This is a genomic window from Alysiella filiformis, from assembly GCF_014054525.1.
In the GTDB taxonomy this organism is placed as follows: domain Bacteria; phylum Pseudomonadota; class Gammaproteobacteria; order Burkholderiales; family Neisseriaceae; genus Simonsiella; species Simonsiella filiformis.
The window spans coordinates 336,926-356,845 of sequence record NZ_CP059564.1; the positions used below are offsets into that span (position 1 = coordinate 336,926).

At 47.4% G+C, this 19,920-nt stretch carries 17 protein-coding genes, 2 tRNA genes and 3 rRNA genes; 10 read left to right on the top strand and 12 right to left on the bottom strand.

Annotated elements, in window-relative coordinates; genetic code table 11:
* Window positions 1-241: 241 nt before the first annotated feature.
* The 5 genes from H3L97_RS01750 to H3L97_RS01770 form a co-directional block, all read right to left on the bottom strand.
* On the bottom strand, window positions 242-700 hold the full coding sequence (locus H3L97_RS01750; protein WP_097115132.1) for a hypothetical protein: 459 nt from the start codon (window positions 698-700) through the stop codon (window positions 242-244).
* A 74-nt stretch (window positions 701-774) separates the two neighbouring features.
* Window positions 775-1,368, bottom strand: coding sequence for a ribonuclease HII (rnhB, locus tag H3L97_RS01755; protein WP_097115138.1), 594 nt, complete (start codon window positions 1,366-1,368; stop codon window positions 775-777).
* Complete coding sequence (locus H3L97_RS01760) at window positions 1,368-1,766, bottom strand: hypothetical protein (RefSeq protein WP_097115131.1); 399 nt, start codon at window positions 1,764-1,766, stop codon at window positions 1,368-1,370. Before H3L97_RS01760 ends, rnhB begins: the two co-directional genes overlap by 1 nt.
* 24 nt (window positions 1,767-1,790) lie before the next feature.
* Complete coding sequence (locus H3L97_RS01765) at window positions 1,791-2,240, bottom strand: surface-adhesin E family protein (protein ID WP_097115130.1); 450 nt, start codon at window positions 2,238-2,240, stop codon at window positions 1,791-1,793.
* A gap of 157 nt (window positions 2,241-2,397) precedes the next feature.
* Window positions 2,398-2,982 (bottom strand): Maf family protein, encoded by a 585-nt coding sequence (locus H3L97_RS01770; protein ID WP_097115129.1) that lies wholly within the window; start codon window positions 2,980-2,982, stop codon window positions 2,398-2,400.
* Window positions 2,983-3,050: 68 nt separating this feature from the next.
* On the opposite strand from H3L97_RS01770, the gene H3L97_RS01775 reads away from it, so the two are divergent.
* The 9 genes from H3L97_RS01775 to H3L97_RS01815 all read left to right on the top strand — a co-directional run bounded on the left by H3L97_RS01775 (window position 3,051) and on the right by H3L97_RS01815 (window position 11,400).
* Window positions 3,051-3,548 (top strand): YceD family protein, encoded by a 498-nt coding sequence (locus tag H3L97_RS01775; protein ID WP_097115128.1) that lies wholly within the window; start codon window positions 3,051-3,053, stop codon window positions 3,546-3,548.
* Between the two features lie 35 nt (window positions 3,549-3,583).
* Window positions 3,584-3,763, top strand: a complete 180-nt coding sequence (gene rpmF / locus H3L97_RS01780; RefSeq protein ID WP_097115127.1) for a 50S ribosomal protein L32 — start codon at window positions 3,584-3,586, stop codon at window positions 3,761-3,763.
* Between the two features lie 108 nt (window positions 3,764-3,871).
* Window positions 3,872-4,405 (top strand): phosphoribosyltransferase, encoded by a 534-nt coding sequence (locus H3L97_RS01785; RefSeq protein ID WP_097115126.1) that lies wholly within the window; start codon window positions 3,872-3,874, stop codon window positions 4,403-4,405.
* Window positions 4,406-4,531: 126 nt separating this feature from the next.
* Window positions 4,532-4,981, top strand: coding sequence for a 3-hydroxyacyl-ACP dehydratase FabZ (fabZ, locus tag H3L97_RS01790; protein WP_097115125.1), 450 nt, complete (start codon window positions 4,532-4,534; stop codon window positions 4,979-4,981).
* 294 nt (window positions 4,982-5,275) lie between these two features.
* On the top strand, window positions 5,276-6,526 hold the full coding sequence (gene glyA / locus H3L97_RS01795; RefSeq protein WP_097115124.1) for a serine hydroxymethyltransferase: 1,251 nt from the start codon (window positions 5,276-5,278) through the stop codon (window positions 6,524-6,526).
* A gap of 285 nt (window positions 6,527-6,811) precedes the next feature.
* Complete coding sequence (locus tag H3L97_RS01800; RefSeq protein ID WP_097115123.1) at window positions 6,812-7,306, top strand: hypothetical protein; 495 nt, start codon at window positions 6,812-6,814, stop codon at window positions 7,304-7,306.
* A gap of 121 nt (window positions 7,307-7,427) precedes the next feature.
* Entirely contained in the window at window positions 7,428-8,855 is a 1,428-nt protein-coding gene (locus H3L97_RS01805; RefSeq protein ID WP_097115122.1) for an MBOAT family O-acyltransferase, read from the top strand.
* The gene (locus H3L97_RS01810) at window positions 8,842-10,119 is read left to right on the top strand and encodes an SGNH/GDSL hydrolase family protein (RefSeq protein WP_097115121.1); all 1,278 of its coding nucleotides are present in this window, start codon (window positions 8,842-8,844) and stop codon (window positions 10,117-10,119) included. The genes H3L97_RS01805 and H3L97_RS01810 overlap by 14 nt, the downstream gene beginning before the upstream one ends.
* 60 nt (window positions 10,120-10,179) lie before the next feature.
* Window positions 10,180-11,400 carry a GDSL-type esterase/lipase family protein gene (locus H3L97_RS01815; protein WP_097115120.1) on the top strand — a complete coding sequence of 407 codons (1,221 nt, stop codon included), beginning with the start codon at window positions 10,180-10,182 and terminating at the stop codon, window positions 11,398-11,400.
* Here H3L97_RS01815 and H3L97_RS01820 read toward each other — a convergent pair.
* From H3L97_RS01820 to H3L97_RS01845, 6 genes are all read right to left on the bottom strand, one after another.
* Window positions 11,388-12,235 (bottom strand): IS630 family transposase gene (locus H3L97_RS01820; protein ID WP_182073065.1). Its coding sequence is split into 2 segments (ribosomal slippage): window positions 11,388-11,920 and window positions 11,920-12,235, totalling 849 coding nucleotides; the frame shifts between segments, so codons are not numbered across the junction. The genes H3L97_RS01815 and H3L97_RS01820 overlap by 13 nt on opposite strands.
* A gap of 204 nt (window positions 12,236-12,439) precedes the next feature.
* Window positions 12,440-12,551 (bottom strand): 5S ribosomal RNA (gene rrf / locus H3L97_RS01825).
* A 134-nt stretch (window positions 12,552-12,685) separates the two neighbouring features.
* Window positions 12,686-15,573: ribosomal RNA gene (locus H3L97_RS01830) — 23S ribosomal RNA — on the bottom strand.
* Between the two features lie 483 nt (window positions 15,574-16,056).
* Window positions 16,057-16,132 (bottom strand) — tRNA-Ala (locus tag H3L97_RS01835).
* Window positions 16,133-16,153: 21 nt separating this feature from the next.
* A tRNA-Ile gene (locus H3L97_RS01840) sits at window positions 16,154-16,230 on the bottom strand.
* Between the two features lie 161 nt (window positions 16,231-16,391).
* Window positions 16,392-17,930 (bottom strand): 16S ribosomal RNA (locus tag H3L97_RS01845).
* The 16S, 23S and 5S rRNA genes sit together here with 2 tRNA genes alongside, the layout of an rRNA operon.
* A gap of 531 nt (window positions 17,931-18,461) precedes the next feature.
* Here H3L97_RS01845 and H3L97_RS01850 point away from each other — a divergent pair.
* The gene (locus H3L97_RS01850) at window positions 18,462-18,929 is read left to right on the top strand and encodes a Fur family transcriptional regulator (protein WP_097114551.1); all 468 of its coding nucleotides are present in this window, start codon (window positions 18,462-18,464) and stop codon (window positions 18,927-18,929) included.
* A gap of 52 nt (window positions 18,930-18,981) precedes the next feature.
* Here the strand turns inward: H3L97_RS01850 and hslO are convergent, their stop codons facing one another.
* Window positions 18,982-19,872 carry an Hsp33 family molecular chaperone HslO gene (hslO, locus tag H3L97_RS01855; protein ID WP_097114556.1) on the bottom strand — a complete coding sequence of 297 codons (891 nt, stop codon included), beginning with the start codon at window positions 19,870-19,872 and terminating at the stop codon, window positions 18,982-18,984.
* Window positions 19,873-19,920: the final 48 nt, after the last annotated feature.

The window sequence follows — 19,920 nt, forward strand, 5'->3', positions numbered from 1 at the left end:
GGCAGCCTGAAATACCATTTATGAAAATAGGATAAGTATAGGGTGCAACTTGTTGCACCATTTTCCTGATAAAACATGGATTTGGTGCAAAAGTTGCACCCTACATGATGCCCCATTTTTCATTTGGTTCACCATATTCAGTCGCTGAACCACAAAGAAAGTTACCGTTTTAATTTAACTTTTTCAAAAAGTAAGTCAAACAAAAACGTGGATTTTACTGAATAAGGGCAGCCTGAAAAACTCAATGCGTCCACCACCACCGAAACGCCCAACACGCCACGCCCACACACAGCACCGTTGCCGCATATTTTATCCCCAAAATCAAACGGGCTTTTTTCCGTTTTTTTAATTGAATGAGATTTTGTTCTTGCTGAAAAATCAAACCATTATGTGCATACATTTCCGCCAAACGCGGTGTGCCACTCGCCCATTGCGCCAACATAATCGCATCAGCAAGCCCGCATTCAAACCAATCATCGTGTTTGTCATCGGGCAAGCATTTGCACAAATGCAAATGTTGGTGTATCAACAATTTGGCACGATGTGGATTTTGCCCCTTAACCGCATATTCCAACTGCATTGATTCATTTTGTGGCGTTTGCCATTGTGTGGGGTCTTGCTCCACATAACTTATGCAAACTTGGTTTTCCCTTTGCGAATCGCTTATCACATAAATCCAAGCACTCATCATTTTTACCATACAAAATTGCAACAGAAAAGCTGCCTGAAAACAGTAAATTTTTGTTTTCAGACAGCTTTTCACAAAACGTGAACTCAATCAAACAAAGTTTGCTGCGCCAACAGCATTTTCACAGGCGCAAAACCCACCCGATGTTCAGGCAGCACCCCAAATTGCCGCAATGCCGCCAAATGCGCCGCCGTGCCATAACCCTTGTGTTGTGCAAAACCGTATTGCGGGTGCCGCTCGTGCAAGGCATACATTTCCCCATCACGCGCCGTTTTCGCCAAAATGGACGCGGCAGAAATGGCAGCCAGTTTGCTGTCGCCCTGCACCACCGCTTCGGCAGGCACATTTAAATTGGGGGGAATGCGATTGCCATCTATCCACACCTTTTCAGGCAGCACCGCCAAGCCCTCAATCGCCCTTTGCATTGCCAACATGGTGGCGTGCAGAATATTCAGTTGTGCGATTTCATCGGGGCTGGCACTGGCAATGCACCATGCCACAGCTTGCTGTTTGATTTGCACCGCCAGCACATCGCGTTTTTTTTCAGACAGCTTTTTGGAATCGGTCAAATGCGGCAAATCATAATTGTGCGGCAAAATCACCGCCGCCGCAAACACACTGCCCACCAAGCAGCCACGACCCGCCTCATCAACACCAGCATGGTGGGGCAACACCGCCATCATTTTTTGGCGGCAACGCGGTATTCAGGCGTGCCATAAGCCGCTTGCCATGCGCGATTCAATCTTTCGCCAGCCACTTTCAATTCACTGGCTTGGCGGCGTTGAATGTCGCGCGTAAACATCAATTCGGCGCGCAATTTGTTCACATTAAATTGGGCTTTTTCCAATTTGCGTTCGGCGCGTTCCAAGCGGCGGGTTAGGCGTTTGATGTGGGTTTCTTCACGCGCGTGTTCATCAAGCAGATTTTGGTAAACCTGTTGTGCCGCTTTCAAATCATCTAATCGCGAATTGTTGATGGACGAACCGCCCAACAGAGCGGCAGGATTGACCGCCATTGCTGCTGATGAAATCAACATCATGGTTAAAGCCACCACCACCGATTTTGCATTCATATTCATTTTGTTTCCTATTCAAATTCAAAATTACCGGCAAACCAAGGCATATTGTTTTTGTGAAATAGAGCCATTTGAAATGGGCATGGGGCGAATTTCCACAGGGGTAAAGCGTTGTGCCAATAAGATTTTGCCATTTTCATCTAAAAATTGTGTTGCCGCCAAACGATAGCTTTGGTTGCGGCAATGAAATTCCCAATCGTTTACCGCCACTTTGTAACGTGGGGTGTTGTCATCGTATCTTTCCAAAGCAGGATTGATGACAATTTTGCGGTCGCGCAACAGCATGAAATCGCCATTTTTGCGTATGCTTGCGGTGTCGTAAGAAACCAGTATATTGCCGTTGTTGGTTGCGCCCAAATGTTGCCATGAACCTGCCATGGGCGGTACGCCTGCTGCCATTTGCTTGGGTGCGCCACCGCTCACACATGCCGCCAAAATCCATGTCGTACAAAACAATAAAATACTGTTTTTTAACATACAATCCTTTCGCTTGGTGTTCAGGCTGCCTGAAAACACCGATAAAATTTATCCATGATAATATGATTGTGGATTAAATGCGCCAATTTTATGGTAAATTTACAACATTTAATCATTTCAACCCACCCATTTAGGCAAAAAAACAACGCTTTTGCCTTCAAATCACTTCCACGCCATGCGCCATTAAGCACGACACCAACCAAAAAATCGGCAAACCAATCAAGGCATTGGGGTCGGTACTGTCTATTTTTTGCAACAATGCTGCGCCCAAGCCTTCGCTTTTTGCCGCGCCTGCACAGTAAATGGCATCGGATTCACGCGCCAAATAACGTGCAATTTGGGCATCGCTCAATTCGCGCATTTGCACGATGGTGGTGTCCACATGGCTGTTCAGGCTGCCTGAAACCGTGTCCAACACACAAATTGCGCTGTAAAATTCAATGTGTTGCCCCGACAATTCGCGCAACATCGCCGCCGCCTTTTCCACCGACATCGGTTTGCCAAGCTGACGGTTGTGGCACCAAGCCACTTGGTCTGCGCCAATAATCAAATGCTGCGGATAAATCGCCGCCAACGATTGCGCCTTGCCCACCGCCAAACGCAAAGCCGTGTCGTGTGCGGTTTCGCCTGCCAAAGGGGTTTCGTCAAACATCGGCTTGGCGGCAATGAAATCCACGCCCAAAGTGCGCAACTGCTGCTGCCTGAACACCGATGTGGAAGCCAAAATCACATTTTTTTGCATGGTTTAATCCCATTGAAACGCTGAAAAATCTTGACGATAAAGTCATAAAATTATATCATGCTCCGTTTATGTTAAACCGAATTTTGATTGACCCCCAAGCGTTTGCCGCCCAAGCAGAAACCATCAACGGCACGGTAAGCCTGCAACATTTGGACAAACGCATTTGGTCGCCCGATATTGCCGACTTGTCATCTGAATTGCACTACACCCTGCGCGGTGGCACCGACAGATGGCAACGCCCGTTTTTGGATTTGGCTGTTTCAGGCAGCCTGAAATTGCATTGCCAACGCTGTATGCAGCCAAGCGATTTTCCACTTGATGAACAAGTTCGCATTGTCTTGTTTGCCAACGAAGAAAAATTGGACGAAGCCATGCTCGCCGATGAAGAATTGGAAGGCATGCTGCTCTGCCCCGAATTGGACGCGCTCTCTTTGGTGGAAGACCAAATTCTGATGGCATTGCCCATTTCGCCCAAACACGATGATTGTGGCAATCGCAAATTGGACGCGGTCAATCAAGACAAACCCAACCCCTTTTCGGTGTTGGCAGGTTTGAAAAAAGGTTGATATTTCTATTTTTATTTTAATTTCAGGAGCTTGAAATGGCAGTTCAACAAAACAAAAAATCCCCCTCTCGTCGCGGTATGCACCGCTCGCATGACGCGCTGACTGCGCCTGCCTTGTCGGTAGACAGTCAAACTGGCGAAGTTCATCGCCCACACCACATTTCGCCCAACGGTATGTACCGTGGTCGCAAAGTTGTGAAAACCAAAGAGGATTAATTTTGTCATCAAAAAAGCCAGCGATTGCGCGTTTTGCAATATCGGCTGGCTTTTTTCGTTCATGTTTTCTTTTCAGGCTGCCTGAAAAATATCTTGGAGTTATTGCCCATGTCTGTTAAAAAAATTTGGTACACCTACGATGACATTCATCGCACCATCAAAAACATCGCCGAACAAATCCAAAACGCCGATGTTCAATTTCACGCCATGATTGCCATTGGCGGTGGCGGTTTCATTCCTGCGCGTATGTTGCGCTCTTTTTTGGAAATTCCGATTTACACGGTCAGCACCGCCTATTATTTAGATGAATCGGGAAGCGGCGAAACCGCCAATGAAATCAAAAAAGTACAATGGCTAGACCCCATTCCCGACACCATTTTGGGCAAAAACATTTTGGTGGTGGACGAAGTGGACGACAGCCGCGTTACCGCTGAATTTGTGTTGAACGAATTGCAAAAAACCCAACAATTCAATGAAATGGGCTTTGCCGTGATTCACAATAAATTGAAGGAAAAACGCGGCATTATCCCCCAAAATGTCCATTATTTTGCGGGCATTGAAGTGGAAGATTGGTGGATTAACTACCCTTGGGACGCGATTGACATTGACGCACACAATGCGCGCGCATCGCACAAATCATAAAATAAAATCAACAGGCTGCCTGAAATTCATGCGTTTTCAGGCAGCCTATTGTGCGAATTATGCTGCCCAAATCGCAAAATAATGGCACAATAGGCAGATTACTTCAAAACATTTTCAGGAAAACACATGAACATCACTTTACCCATTGAAGCCAAAGACATTCAAAAACTGATTCCCCATCGCTACCCTTTTATGCTGCTTGACCGAATCACGGCATTTGAAAGCGGCAAATCTTTAACCGCCATCAAAAACGTGAGCATGAACGAACCGCAATTTCAAGGGCATTTCCCCGATTTTCCCGTTATGCCAGGTGTGCTGATTATTGAAGCGATGGCACAAGCCTGTGGTGCGCTCGCCATTTTGACCGAAGGCGGTCGCCATCCCGATGAAATCTACTTTTTTGCGGGCATAGACAATGCGCGTTTCAAACGCCAAGTGATTCCTGCCGACCAGTTGGTGTTTGAAATTGAATTGCTGCAAAGCAAACGCGGCATTGGCAAATTCAAAGCCACCGCCTTTGTTGATGGCGAATTGGCGGTAGAAGCCGAAATCATGTGCGCCAAACGGAAAGTTTAAGCAAATTTTCAGGCTGCCTGAAACCTCATTAAAAATAGGGGCTAATGACAATTTGGGCGCAAAGTTGGTTTTTCAGGCAAAATTGTCAAATTCAAGGAAAAAATGCGAGTCAATGCCACCCATTGGCGAGTATTTTTGACGCAGAAGTTGGCGATTTTGATGAAAAAACAATCGCGAAACGAATTGTCATTAGCCCCTAGGGCAAGTTGCCCCCTATATGATGTTCCAGTTTGTATTTGGTTCACCATAAATACCCTCCCTTTTTTCAACAACCCTGCAAAGGACACCACAATCATGTTCTCAAAAAGCGTTACCATTGAAAAATACGACCCCGAATTAGCCGCCGCGATTGCTGCCGAAGTACAACGCCAGCAAGACCACATTGAGCTGATTGCGTCTGAAAACTATGTGAGCTGTGCCGTGATGGAAGCACAAGGCAGCCAACTGACCAACAAATACGCCGAAGGCTACCCCAGCAAACGCTATTATGGCGGCTGTGAACACGTTGATGTGGCAGAACAACTGGCGATTGACCGCGTGAAAAAACTGTTTGGCGCAGAATACGCCAACGTGCAACCGCATTCAGGCAGCCAAGCCAACCAAGCCGTGTACGCAGCCGTGTTGAAACCCGGCGATACGATTTTGGGCATGAGCTTGGCGCATGGCGGACACTTGACACACGGTGCCAGCGTGAACATTTCAGGCAAATTGTACAACGCCATCACTTACGGTTTGGACGAAAACGAAGTGCTGAACTATGCCGAAGTGGAACGTTTGGCTTTGGAACACAAGCCGAAAATGATTGTGGCAGGCGCGTCTGCCTATGCCTTGCAAATTGATTGGGAGAAATTCCGCGAAATTGCCGACAAAGTGGGCGCGTATTTGTTTGTGGACATGGCGCATTATGCGGGTTTGGTGGCAGGTGGCGAATACCCCAATCCTGTGCCATTTGCCGATTTTGTCACCACCACCACACACAAAACGTTGCGTGGTCCTCGCGGTGGCGTGATTTTGTGCCGCGACAATACGCATGAAAAGATTTTGAATTCAACCATTTTCCCAAGTTTGCAAGGTGGTCCACTCATGCACGTTATTGCGGCAAAAGCGGTGGCATTCAAAGAAGCCCTTGAACCTGAATTCAAACAATACGCCAAACAAGTGAAAATCAACGCGGCGGCAATGGCAGAAGAATTGGTAAAACGCGGTTTACGCATTGTGTCGGGTCGCACCGAAAGCCATTTGTTTTTGGTGGATTTGCGCCCGAAAAACATCACGGGCAAAGCGGCAGAAGAGGCTTTGGGCAAAGCACACATCACCATCAACAAAAACGCCATTCCCAACGACCCTGAAAAACCGTTTGTAACCAGTGGCATTCGCGTGGGTGCGTCTGCGATTACTTCGCGCGGTTTTGATGAAGCCGATGCGCGTGAATTGGCAAATTTGGTGGCAGATGTGTTGGAAAACCCCAACGATGAAACCGTGTTGGCGCAAGTGGCAGAAAAAGCCAAAGCCTTGTGCGACAAACGTCCTGTTTATGGTGCGTAATGATTGATTTTTTTAATTGAAAAATCGCATTCAGGCAGCCTGAAAAGTGGCAATTTCGCTTTTCAGGCTGCCTTTCAGTACACGACAAAATCTTTCAGGCTGTCTGCAACCTGTCCCCTCCCCTGCTGGCGGGGGAGGGTTAGGGTGGGGGTGGCTCTTTGCGTTTCTAACCCCCACCCCAGCCCTCCCCCTTACATAGGGGGAGGGGGCAGGTTTGTGGCAATATCAAAAAATGTCGTGTACTGTAAGGCTGCCTGAAACACAACCACAATGGAGAAAAACAACATGAACAAATATTTGGATAAACTCTACGAACAATTTTCGGGCGTACGCCACACACGCAACGAAGCCGAACGCCACAAATTAAACGAAAAATTGGCAAAGCAAGCGGTGGCATTGAAATTGTTTATCATCATCATGTTTTTTTATTATTTGCTGGTGGACAAATCACGGGGCGACCTATTTTTGATTTTGATGGTGATTTATTTTTTATCATTTGAAAACAATAATTTAAATAATACCCCAACCCATTTAACTTGGGCTCAACGCTGGCAAAATTGGAAAAACAGCATACGCATTGCCAATGGGATTTTGTTGCTGGCGGTGCTGGTGATTAATGTGATTTTGTTTGCGCTGTTGCCGTTTGACGAACACAGTTGGCGTATGTTGGTGGCGATGATACTGGGTATGTGGTTGTGTGGTGCGGTATTGCTGAATTTTATTTTTCTCATTCAAATGTTTGTGATTCGCAAACATTTATCCCAAACCCGTGCGGCGTGATTTCAGGCAGCCTGAAATGTGTTTTAAAATGTGTTAAGATTATGGGTCGTTTCAGGCAGCCATTTCCTGCAAATGGGCTGCCTGAAAACCCATTCAACCGATTATTTTTGATGAATTTTTTATGCCGCTTCTTTCCATAGAATTTGCTTTGTGCTTTTTGATTTTTTTGCCGATTTATTGGTCGCTGCACCGTTCGCCACGTTGGCAAAATCGGGCTTTGTTGGCTGCCAGTTTGCTGTATTTATGCACCGTGCATTGGGCTGTGGCTTTGGCGGTGGTGTGGTTTGCGCTGGCAATTTGGCAAATTGCGTTTAAAATACAATCATCTGAACACGCCAAATCGCGCAAAATGTGGTTGAGCGGTGGCATTGTTTTGGCTTTGGCGAATTTGGGTTTGTTTAAATATTTTGATTTTTTCCGCCCTGCTTTTCAGGCTGCTTTTGGCGACAATGTGGCGGATTGGGTGATGCCTTTGGGCATTTCTTATTATACTTTTCAAGCGATTGCCTATTTGCTCGCCATTTATCGCCGCGAAAATGTGGGCATGATACGCGGCGATTTGTTGCTGCATTTTTCGTTTTTTCCCACCATCACATCGGGCCCGATTATTCGCGCAGGCAGCCTGAAAAGCATTTATGGCACGCAAATGGGCTTTACCGAACAGGTGCAAACCACGCAACCGCGTCAAATGGTGCGCCCTGCTCTGGCTTTGGCGTTGATTGCGCTGGGCTTGGCAAAAAAGTGGTGGTTGAGCGGTATGTTGGCGGAAAACTGGGTCAATCCTGTGTTTGAAAACCCTTTGCAATATGATGCGTTGAGCGCGTGGGCGGCGGTGTTGGGTTACACGTTTCAGTTGTTTTTGGATTTTTCGGGTTATACTGATTTGGTGTTGGGCATGGCAATGCTGCTGGGTTTCAGGCTGCCTGAAAACTTCAATATGCCCCTGCGCGCGGTAAACATTCGTGATTTTTGGGAACGTTGGCACATCACATTGTCCACTTGGATACGCGATTACATCTACATTCCCTTGGGCGGCAGCCGCCAAGGTTTTGTGCGAACGCAAGTCAATGTGATGTTGGCGATGTTGCTCTCGGGCATTTGGCACGGTTATGGCTGGAATTTTTTGCTGTGGGGGGCTTTGCATGGGGTGGCGTTTGTGGTGGTCAATTCGTGTGAACGCACATTGGGCAAACATTATTTTCAAAATCGCTTTGGCACTTGGGCGGCGGTGGGGCTGACGTTTTTGTTTGTGAGCGTGAGTTTCATCATTTTCCGCACCCACAATTTGGGCGAAACGGGGCAGATGTTTACCGCGCTGTTGGGCGGTGGGCAGCAGGCACACATGGCGTGGTCGGCTTTGGGCATGATTGCGTTGATGGTGGCGGTGGTGGCGGCGTATCCGAAAATGAATGCGCTGTTTCAGGCAGCCGTGTTGCGTTTGGAACGCTTGCCTTATTGGACTTGGTCGTTTATTTTAGCGGCAATCATGATGATTTTAATGGCGGTTGCGCCATCAGGAATACCGGGGTTTATTTATGCTAACTTCTGATAAAAATGCTGAACCTACCATCGTCAAATTTCCGATTCAAAATGGCGAAACCGAACGCGAATGGCGTTTGGACGATACAGACGCGCCCCCTGCCACCGAAAAAGAGTGGAAATTGGACGACACCGACCCCCTTCCCCCCGAAACGTTGAATGTGGAAGTGGATTTGTCGTCTGAACCTGCGCCCAACCCACCGCCCGAAAAGGCAACGCTGCCTGAAACGCCACCCAGCGATGTTCAGGCAGCCACGCCGCCTGTTGCGCCACCGCCCAAGTCGCCATCATCATCGCATTGGCGGGTGTATGGGGCTTTGTTGGGGGCAGTGGTGTTGTCGGTGTGGTTCAGCCATCAGTCCATCAATGCGTATTGGCAGCAAACGTATCACAAAGCCAGTCCGCTTGAACCTTTGAACCATTTTGCGCTGTGGCAAATGGGGGCAAAGGCGCAAGATGTGGTCAATGGCTGGTTGGCAAGCGATTCATCGCCCAATGCGGAAAATGATGTGGCAGCAGAAAACGATTCGCCCCCTACAACACAACCACCCCAATCCCCCAGTACCGAAACCACCCCAAACAGGCAGCCTGAAACCGCATCTGCCCCCAATCCTCCCACACAAAATGGCGAACAGATTGTGTTGTTGCATTCGGGCGAGAAGGTATTGTTTGTGGGCGATTCCATCATGCAGGGCATTGCGCCACACCTTCAACGCAGGCTCAAAAGCGAACATCAAATTGATTCGCTCAATTTGAGCAAACAAAGCACAGGTTTGGCATACCCCAAATTTTTTGACTGGCCCACCACCATTGAGCAAACCTTGCAAAAAGAACCCAATATCAAACTGATTGTCGTGCTATTGGGCGCGAACGACCCTTGGGATTTTCCCAATCCACAAGGCGGAGCGTATTTGAAATTTCAATCGCCAGAATGGAACGCGGAATATTTGAATCGCGTAAATCGGATTGTTCAGGCAGCCGAGCAAAATCAGGCGCGAATCATTTGGTTGGGCGTGCCGTATATGCGCCGCGTTGATTTGAATAAAGGTGTGCGCCATCTGAATCACATTTTGGGCAACGAATTGGTGGGCAAATTGCCAACCGTCATTTGGTTGCCCACCGATATGCTGTTGAGCGACACCGAAAACTATCAAGACAGCATGACCATAGATGGCGAAACCGTCCGCATTCGCACCAAAGACGGCATTCATCTCAACACCGCAGGGCAAATTTTCATGTCCAATTATTTAAAAAGTTACATTCAAGTTCAATGATTTTTCAGGCAGCCACCATGTTTCAGGCTGCCTGAAAAGCAATATAAGCAGAAAGCCACCATGTTCTCATTTCCCCTAAAATACATTGCCGCGTTGATGACCACCTTGGGCATACTCAACGCCCAAGCACAACCCACCCCACAAACCCCAAATCCAAGCACACGCCCCAACCCACAAATCAGCAACAAACCCAGCTCAAACATCATCAATTACAGCCCCCAAAGCCAAGCATGGCAAGACAAATTACGCGACTTGGCACAAGGCAAAGCCACCCAATTTCGCATCGTACAATTAGGCGATTCCCACACCGCAGGCGGCTATTTCACCGACACCCTACGGCAACATTTGCAACAAAAATGGGGCAACGCAGGCATAGGTTGGGTGTATCCCGCCGCCGTATCAGGGCAACGCAGCACCGTGGTGGACTATTCAGGCAGCAATTGGCAATTACTCAACGCACGCCGCGACACCGCCGCCTTTCCACTTGGCGGCATATTGGCACGTTCCAAAACACAACAAAGTTTGGTGCTGAACCCCAAAGACACAGGCACACAACAAATCAGCTTAGCCATGCGCCCCATTTTCAGCGACAGCCCACTCAAAATCACCGATGCCACACAAAAAGCCACATTCGCATACAGTTTACACGGCAACAACTGGCAATATTTCACCCTCAATGCCCAACCGCCCATTCGCATTCAGGCAGCCGACAACGCATTGTGGGAAATCGGAGCCATTCAATTTGAAAACCAAAAAAGTGGCGTAACCGTTTCCGCCTTCGGACTAAACGGCACACAATTAAGCCACTGGCAAAAATGGCGAGCCGATTGGGAAAACGATTTAGTAGAAACCCAAGCCGATTTAATTATTCTCGCCTATGGCACCAACGAAGCCTTTAACGACCAAATCAACGTGGCACAAACCCAAAAAATTTGGCAAGAAAACATTGACCGAATCCAACAAACCCTACCCCATGCCGCCATTTTGATGATTGGCGCACCCGAATCACTCAAAAACCGCGATGGCGTATGCGGTACACGCCCCAAACGTTTGAGCGAAATACAAAAAATGCAGCACCAAATCGCAAAAGAAAAACACCTGCTCTACTGGTCATGGCAAGACGCAATGGGCGGAGAATGCAGCATGAATCGCTGGATAAATGACAAATTGGCACAAAACGATGGCGTACACTTTACCCCACAAGGCTACCAATTTCTCGCCAAAGAATTGAGTCGCGCATTGTTCAATTTGAGCATCAAAAAATATAGTCAGTTAAAATAAGAATAGGACACTAACGTATCAGTAAAATGCCTTCCACTAGGTAAAATGGCTCGCATATATCTCTTGATGTTTGCCCATGTCCGTTCTATGGGATTAAGCTCTGGTGAATAAGGTGCAAGCGGCAAGATTTTATGCCCCCATTTGTGCGCCATTTCACGCAAAATACCCATACGATGAAATCGTGCATTATCCAAAATAATGACAGATTTTTTATTTAAAATAGGCAATAAACATTGCTCAAACCATGTTTCAAAAAAAGCACTGGTCATTGTGTTTTGATAAATCATAGGGGCAATCAGTTTGTTGCCGACTTGTGCGGCAACAAGCGATAAGCGTTGGTACTTTTTACCACTGATTTGGGCTTTGATGACCTGCCCCTTTGGGCTACGCGCATAAGGACGAAATAAGTAAGTATCAAATCCCGTTTCATCCAAATAAACACGCTGATAGTCAAAAAATTCAGCCAGTTGATTTAAATAATCTTTTACTTTATTTGGGTCTTGTTCTTTGTATGTGGTGGTCTTTTTTTACGCGTGATACCCATTCTTTTGAGTGCATAAAAAATGGCTGATTTTGAACAATTAAAATGTTCAGCTATTTCATGCAAATAAGCATCAGGGTGTTGTTGTATATGTTCAGCCAATTTTTGGCTGTTCAATTTATTGGCATTTTGCCCCTTTACTTGATGATTTAAGCTGCCTGTTTGCGCTTTCAAGCGTATCCATAGGTAAAGCGTATTTCTGGATATTTGGTAAGCTTGGGCGACTTTACTGATATTTTTGCATTGTTCATAATAGCTTAATGCTTTATTTCGCAGTTCTGTTGAATGTGCCATTTTTTAATCCTAAAAATTAGGGTATTGTACTATTTTATTTTGAATTGACTATAATTCAAAAAACAAAATGCCGTCAAAAACGGCATTTTGTTTTTTGTTCATGTGGTTTGATGGTTTGAATTGATGGATAAATTGCATGGATAAGCAAAAAAGCAAAACCCCAGCACCTAATAAAATAAAAGGAGCTGGGGTAGAGAATAAGGAGTTTGGCGATGACCTACTTTCGCATACGGAGTATACTATCATCGGCGCAGGGATGTTTCACTGTCCTGTTCGGGAAGGGAAGGAGTGGGTCCAAACCGCTGTGGTCGCCAAACGTAAAGGGGGTAAATTGGGAAGCCAATAAAACAAAGGTTTTGTGTTTGTATTGATTTTGTATTTTTGGTGATGACTGAGTCATCAGTAAGCTTTGTCATTTGTAGTAGAACTGTTTAAAGTTATTCAAATGATAGAGTCAAGCCTTACGGGCAATTAGTATCGGTTAGCTGCAAGTGTTACCACTCTTCCACACCCGACCTATCAACGTTGTGGTCTACAACGACCCTTGAATGTGGTTAAACCACAGGGGAAGTCTCATCTTTGGGCGAGTTTCGCGCTTAGATGCTTTCAGCGCTTATCTCTTCCGAACTTAGCTACCCGGCTATGCTTCTGGCGAAACAACCGGTACACCAGAGGTTCGTCCACTCCGGTCCTCTCGTACTAGGAGCAGCCCCCGTCAAACTTCCAACGCCCACTGCAGATAGGGACCAAACTGTCTCACGACGTTTTAAACCCAGCTCACGTACCACTTTAAATGGCGAACAGCCATACCCTTGGGACCGACTACAGCCCCAGGATGTGATGAGCCGACATCGAGGTGCCAAACTCCGCCGTCGATATGGACTCTTGGGCGGAATCAGCCTGTTATCCCCGGAGTACCTTTTATCCGTTGAGCGATGGCCCTTCCATACAGAACCACCGGATCACTATGTCCTGCTTTCGCACCTGCTCGACTTGTCGGTCTCGCAGTTAAGCTACCTTTTGCCATTGCACTATCAGTCCGATTTCCGACCGGACCTAGGTAACCTTCGAACTCCTCCGTTACGCTTTGGGAGGAGACCGCCCCAGTCAAACTGCCTACCATGCACGGTCCCCGACCCGGATAACGGGTCTGGGTTAGAACCTCAAAGCCACCAGGGTGGTATTTCAAGGACGGCTCCACAGAAACTGGCGTTTCTGCTTCAAAGCCTCCCACCTATCCTACACAAGTGACTTCAAAGTCCAATGCAAAGCTACAGTAAAGGTTCACGGGGTCTTTCCGTCTAGCAGCGGGGAGATTGCATCTTCACAACCATTTCAACTTCGCTGAGTCTCGGGAGGAGACAGTGTGGCCATCGTTACGCCATTCGTGCGGGTCGGAACTTACCCGACAAGGAATTTCGCTACCTTAGGACCGTTATAGTTACGGCCGCCGTTTACTGGGGCTTCGATCCGATGCTTGCACATCTTCAATTAACCTTCCAGCACCGGGCAGGCGTCACACCCTATACGTCCACTTTCGTGTTAGCAGAGTGCTGTGTTTTTAATAAACAGTCGCAGCCACCGATTCTCTGCGACCCTGATAGGCTTACGGAGCAAGTCCTTAACCTTACAGGGCATACCTTCTCCCGAAGTTACGGTATCAATTTGCCGAGTTCCTTCTCCCGAGTTCTCTCAAGCGCCTTAGAATTCTCATCCTGCCCACCTGTGTCGGTTTGCGGTACGGTTTTGATTCAACTGGAGCTTAGTGGCTTTTCCTGGAAGCGTGGTATTTGCTGCTTCGTGTCCGTGGACACTCGTCATCACGTCTCGGTGTTAAGAAGGAGCGGATTTGCCTACTCCTTCCACCTACAGGCTTAAACAATCTATTCCAACAGATTGCCAGCATAACCTTCTCCGTCCCCACATCGCATTGAATCAAAGTACGGGAATATTAACCCGTTTCCCATCGACTACGCATTTCTGCCTCGCCTTAGGGGCCGACTCACCCTACGCCGATGAACGTTGCGTAGGAAACCTTGGGCTTTCGGCGAGCGGGCTTTTCACCCGCTTTATCGCTACTCATGTCAACATTCGCACTTCTGATACCTCCAGCAGCCTTTACAAGCTGCCTTCACAGGCTTACAGAACGCTCCCCTACCATGCTAGTAAACTAGCATCCGCAGCTTCGGTTACAGATTTGAGCCCCGTTACATCTTCCGCGCAGGAAGACTCGACCAGTGAGCTATTACGCTTTCTTTAAATGATGGCTGCTTCTAAGCCAACATCCTGGCTGTCTGTGCCTTCCCACTTCGTTTACCACTTAATCTGTCATTTGGGACCTTAGCTGGCGGTCTGGGTTGTTTCCCTCTTGACACCGGACGTTAGCACCCGATGTCTGTCTCCCATGATTGCACTTTCTGGTATTCTGAGTTTGCAATGGGTTGGTAAGTCGCAATGACCCCCTAGCCATAACAGTGCTTTACCCCCAGAAGTGATACATGAGGCACTACCTAAATAGTTTTCGGGGAGAACCAGCTATCTCCGAGTTTGTTTAGCCTTTCACCCCTATCCACAGTTCATCCCCGCATTTTGCAACATGCGTGGGTTCGGACCTCCAGTACCTGTTACGGCACCTTCATCCTGACCATGGATAGATCACTCGGTTTCGGGTCTACACCCAGCAACTGATCGCCCTATTAAGACTCGGTTTCCCTACGCCTCCCCTACTCGGTTAAGCTCGCTACTGAATGTAAGTCGTTGACCCATTATACAAAAGGTACGCAGTCACACCATTAAAGGTGCTCCCACTGTTTGTATGCATCAGGTTTCAGGTTCTATTTCACTCCCCTCCCGGGGTTCTTTTCGCCTTTCCCTCACGGTACTGGTTCACTATCGGTCGATGATGAGTATTTAGCCTTGGAGGATGGTCCCCCCGTATTCAGACAGGATTTCACGTGTCCCGCCCTACTTGTCGTGCGCTTAGTACCATGATACTGTTTTCGGATACGGGGCTATCACCCACTGTGGCGGACTTTTCCAAGTCCTTCTCCTAACAGTGCCATTATCACGCACAGGCTTTTCCGCGTTCGCTCGCCACTACTTGCGGAATCTCGGTTGATTTCTTTTCCTCGGGGTACTTAGATGGTTCAGTTCTCCCGGTTCGCTTCGCCAGTCCTATGTATTCAGACTGGGATACACATTGCTGTGTGGGTTTCCCCATTCGGACATCGCGGTATCATTGCTTTTTTGCCAGCTTCTCCGCGCTTTTCGCAGGCTTACACGTCCTTCTTCGCCTATCATCGCCAAGGCATCCACCTGATGCACTTATTCACTTGACTCTATCATTTGAAGAACCTTTGACTTTGCAGAATACAGCGTTGACAACCATATTCTACTTAGATTCTCAAACAATAAAGCTTACTGCTTTGTTGTGATACCCATCTTGCCTTTTGTGTTTCAAGACGGGTATTGATACAATCATCACCCAAATACTGTTGTTCAATTCTTTTTAACCTGAGTTTTGTTTCAGGCTGCCTGAAATCAGTTTGCAAACTGATTTCAAACCAAATCAAACCAAAATTGTCTTTGTTTGTTGATTTCGGCTTTCCAATTTGTTAAAGAGCGATGCAATCAATTAACTGATAAAATCATCAGCAAATTGCAAATTAAAACAAGCAAGCTAGCCATTCTACACAAACTCGCTTTAATTTGCAATTTAAAAAAGAAAAATAATCAAAAATAAAAAATTAAACTTTTTAAGCTTAACTCTTTTTAAAAGTTTTTTATTTTATTTTTATTCCACTTTCAGGCTGCCTGAATCTTGGTGGAGGCAAACGGGATCGAACCGATGACCCCCTGCTTGCAAAGCAGGTGCTCTACCAACTGAGCTATGCCCCCAGTATTCCTTTGTTTTGCAACTGGTGGGTCTGGTAGGACTTGAACCTACGACCCCACGCTTATCAAGCGTGTGCTCTAACCACCTGAGCTACAAACCCATGAACTTATTTAAAACAAATCAAAGAAACATCAAAATTTAAAATTTAAAAATAAACAATCTTAAACCTTATCATTTCTTCTTTAATCTGCTTTTTAATTCTTGCATCTATAATACGATTACCGATAAGTGTGAGTGCATTCAACCTCTTCTTTTCTCTAGAAAGGAGGTGATCCAGCCGCAGGTTCCCCTACGGCTACCTTGTTACGACTTCACCCCAGTCATGAAGCATACCGTGGTAAGCGGGCTCCTTGCGGTTACCCTACCTACTTCTGGTATCCCCCACTCCCATGGTGTGACGGGCGGTGTGTACAAGACCCGGGAACGTATTCACCGCAGTATGCTGACCTGCGATTACTAGCGATTCCGACTTCATGCACTCGAGTTGCAGAGTGCAATCCGGACTACGATCGGTTTTCTGGGATTGGCTCCACCTCGCGGTTTGGCTACCCTCTGTACCGACCATTGTATGACGTGTGAAGCCCTGGTCATAAGGGCCATGAGGACTTGACGTCATCCCCACCTTCCTCCGGTTTGTCACCGGCAGTCTCATTAGAGTGCCCAACTTAATGATGGCAACTAATGACAAGGGTTGCGCTCGTTGCGGGACTTAACCCAACATCTCACGACACGAGCTGACGACAGCCATGCAGCACCTGTGTTGCGGTTCCCGAAGGCACAGCTCTATCTCTAAAGCCTTCCGCACATGTCAAGACCAGGTAAGGTTCTTCGCGTTGCATCGAATTAATCCACATCATCCACCGCTTGTGCGGGTCCCCGTCAATTCCTTTGAGTTTTAATCTTGCGACCGTACTCCCCAGGCGGTCAATTTCACGCGTTAGCTACGCTACTAAGGCATCAAGTGCCCCAACAGCTAATTGACATCGTTTAGGGCGTGGACTACCAGGGTATCTAATCCTGTTTGCTACCCACGCTTTCGAGCATGAACGTCAGTATTATCCCAGGGGGCTGCCTTCGCCATCGGTATTCCTCCACATCTCTACGCATTTCACTGCTACACGTGGAATTCTACCCCCCTCTGACATACTCTAGCTTGCCAGTTTCAAACGCCGTTCCCAAGTTGAGCTCGGGGATTTCACATCTGACTTAACAAACCGTCTGCGCTCGCTTTACGCCCAGTAATTCCGATTAACGCTCGCACCCTACGTATTACCGCGGCTGCTGGCACGTAGTTAGCCGGTGCTTATTCTTCGGGTACCGTCATCACGAACTGGTATTATCAATCCGCTTTTCTTCCCCGACAAAAGTCCTTTACAACCCGAAGGCCTTCTTCAGACACGCGGCATGGCTGGATCAGGGTTCCCCCCATTGTCCAAAATTCCCCACTGCTGCCTCCCGTAGGAGTCTGGGCCGTGTCTCAGTCCCAGTGTGGCGGATCATCCTCTCAGACCCGCTACTGATCGTCGGCTTGGTAGGCCTTTACCCCACCAACTACCTAATCAGACATTGGCCGCTCAAATAGCGCGAGGCTCCTAAAAGTCCCCCGCTTTCACCCTCAGGTCGTATGCGGTATTAGCTATCCTTTCGGACAGTTATCCCCCACTACTCGGTACGTTCCAATGCATTACTCACCCGTTCGCCACTCGCCACCAAGTACAAGTACTCGTGCTGCCGTTCGACTTGCATGTGTAAAGCATGCCGCCAGCGTTCAATCTGAGCCAGGATCAAACTCTTATGTTCAATCTCTAACTTACTTAACTTCTGGTCTGCTTCAAAGAAATTAACAAGAAAATAAATATGAAAAACACATTCAATCTTATAAACTCTCAAAACAGTGTGAGGCTCAATACACTCACACTTATCGGTAATCATTTTTTAAAGAACTAAAAAATCCAACTAAACATTTCTTTGCCGCCGTAGCAGCGAAAAACCGAATTATGCCCAATATGCCCAAACTGGTCAAGCATTGCCAAACTTTTTTTTGATAAAAACTGCAAAATATTTTGATTTATCACGAAATTTATTTTGACCATCAACTTTCAGTCTGCCTGAAATGGTGCAACAAGTTGCACCCTACCCACACACACAATCAAAACGGCAACCGCTTCGCGCCACACACAAAGCGTGGGTATGGCGGCAAGACGCCATGTACACTCCCAAATACTCCGCTCTTTTTGGGAGGGCTGCCTGAAACACTGCTACCCACGCTTTTGTTTGGTAAAAGTGGTATGATTGCTGTTTATCTTTATCTTTGCTTTGAAACTGAAACCCATGAACACCACCAAAAACAAAATTCTTGCCGAATGCCAACAACGTGGCGCACAAGTTACGCCTTTGCGTGAACAGGTTTTGGACATTGTGTTGCAACTGGACGGCGTGATTAAAGCCTATACTGTATTGGCGCAAATGCAGCGTGTGAGCGACAGTGTGGTTGCACCACCTACGGCTTATCGGGCTTTGGATTTTTGGGCGGATTTGGGGGTGTTGCACAAAATTCCTGCGGTTAATGGCTATATTTTGTGCAGCCACACGCAACATGAATGTGGCGGTCATTGCCACAATGAATTGAACCACAACAGCAGCTTTATTTTGGTATGCGAAAAATGTGGCGCGGTTGATGAGCAAAGTTTGAACCATGAATGGCAAGCCTTGCGTGAAGGTGTGAAACGCTCGGGTTTTGCGCTGAAAGAGGAACATGTTGTTTTAACGGGCGTTTGCGCGGAATGCCAAAATCTGTAATGCTTTAAAACTTTTTCAGGCAGCCTGAATTGGTGTTTCAGGCTGCCTGAAATTATTGCAAACGCGCTTTTTCGGTGCGAACGGCTGCCACAATATCCATACCAAACAGGGCGTTCACGTCTTGTTCGTCAAAGGTGTAGTGTTCATTACAAAAATCGCAATCTACGGTAATGCTGCCTTCTTCGGCAACGGCATTGCCCACTTCTTCGCCACCCAAAAGCAACAGCATATCGCTCACTTTACCGCGCGAACAGGTACAGGCAAATTCCAATGATTCGGGTGCAAACACGCGCGGTGGGGTTTCGTGAAACAGGCGGTACAGCACGTTTTGCGCGTCCAAATTGAGCAATTCGGTGGCAGTGAGGGTTTCAGCCAGCGTGGTGATGTGTTGCCATGCTTCATCGTTCAATTCGGCTTCGGGCAAACGTTGCAACAGCAAGCCGCCAATGTTGTTTTCGTCTGCTGCCAAGGCGATGTGCGTTTGCAATTGCTCGGAACGCGCCATGTAATTCATCAACATATTGGCAATGCCTTCGCCTTCCAAAGGCACCACGCCTTGCCATTGTTCGCCGTCTTTGGGCTGCAAGGTCAGCACAAACATGCCATTTTGTCCCAATAAATCGTTTAAACTGGCTTGTGGGTCAATTTGGGCGGTTTCGTCCCAACGGGCGGTGGCGCGGAGGGTTTGGTCGGAAGTGGCTTCTACCACCAAAAGTTTTAAAATCCCCTGCCCTTGCACTTGCACAATCAGCGTGCCGTCCAATTTTAAATTGCTGGACAACAATGCGCCTGCCGCCAACAATTCGCCCAAAGCGCGTTGAATGGCAGCAGGATAATGTTTGCGTTGCACAATGTGTTGCCACACTTCGTGGGCGTGAACGTGCAAACCGCGAATGGGCATATCATCAAAAATGAATCGGGTGCGTTGGTTGCTTTGCATCATCAAAAATCTTTCTGTGAAATAATGCAACAATATGGTTTCAGGCTGCCT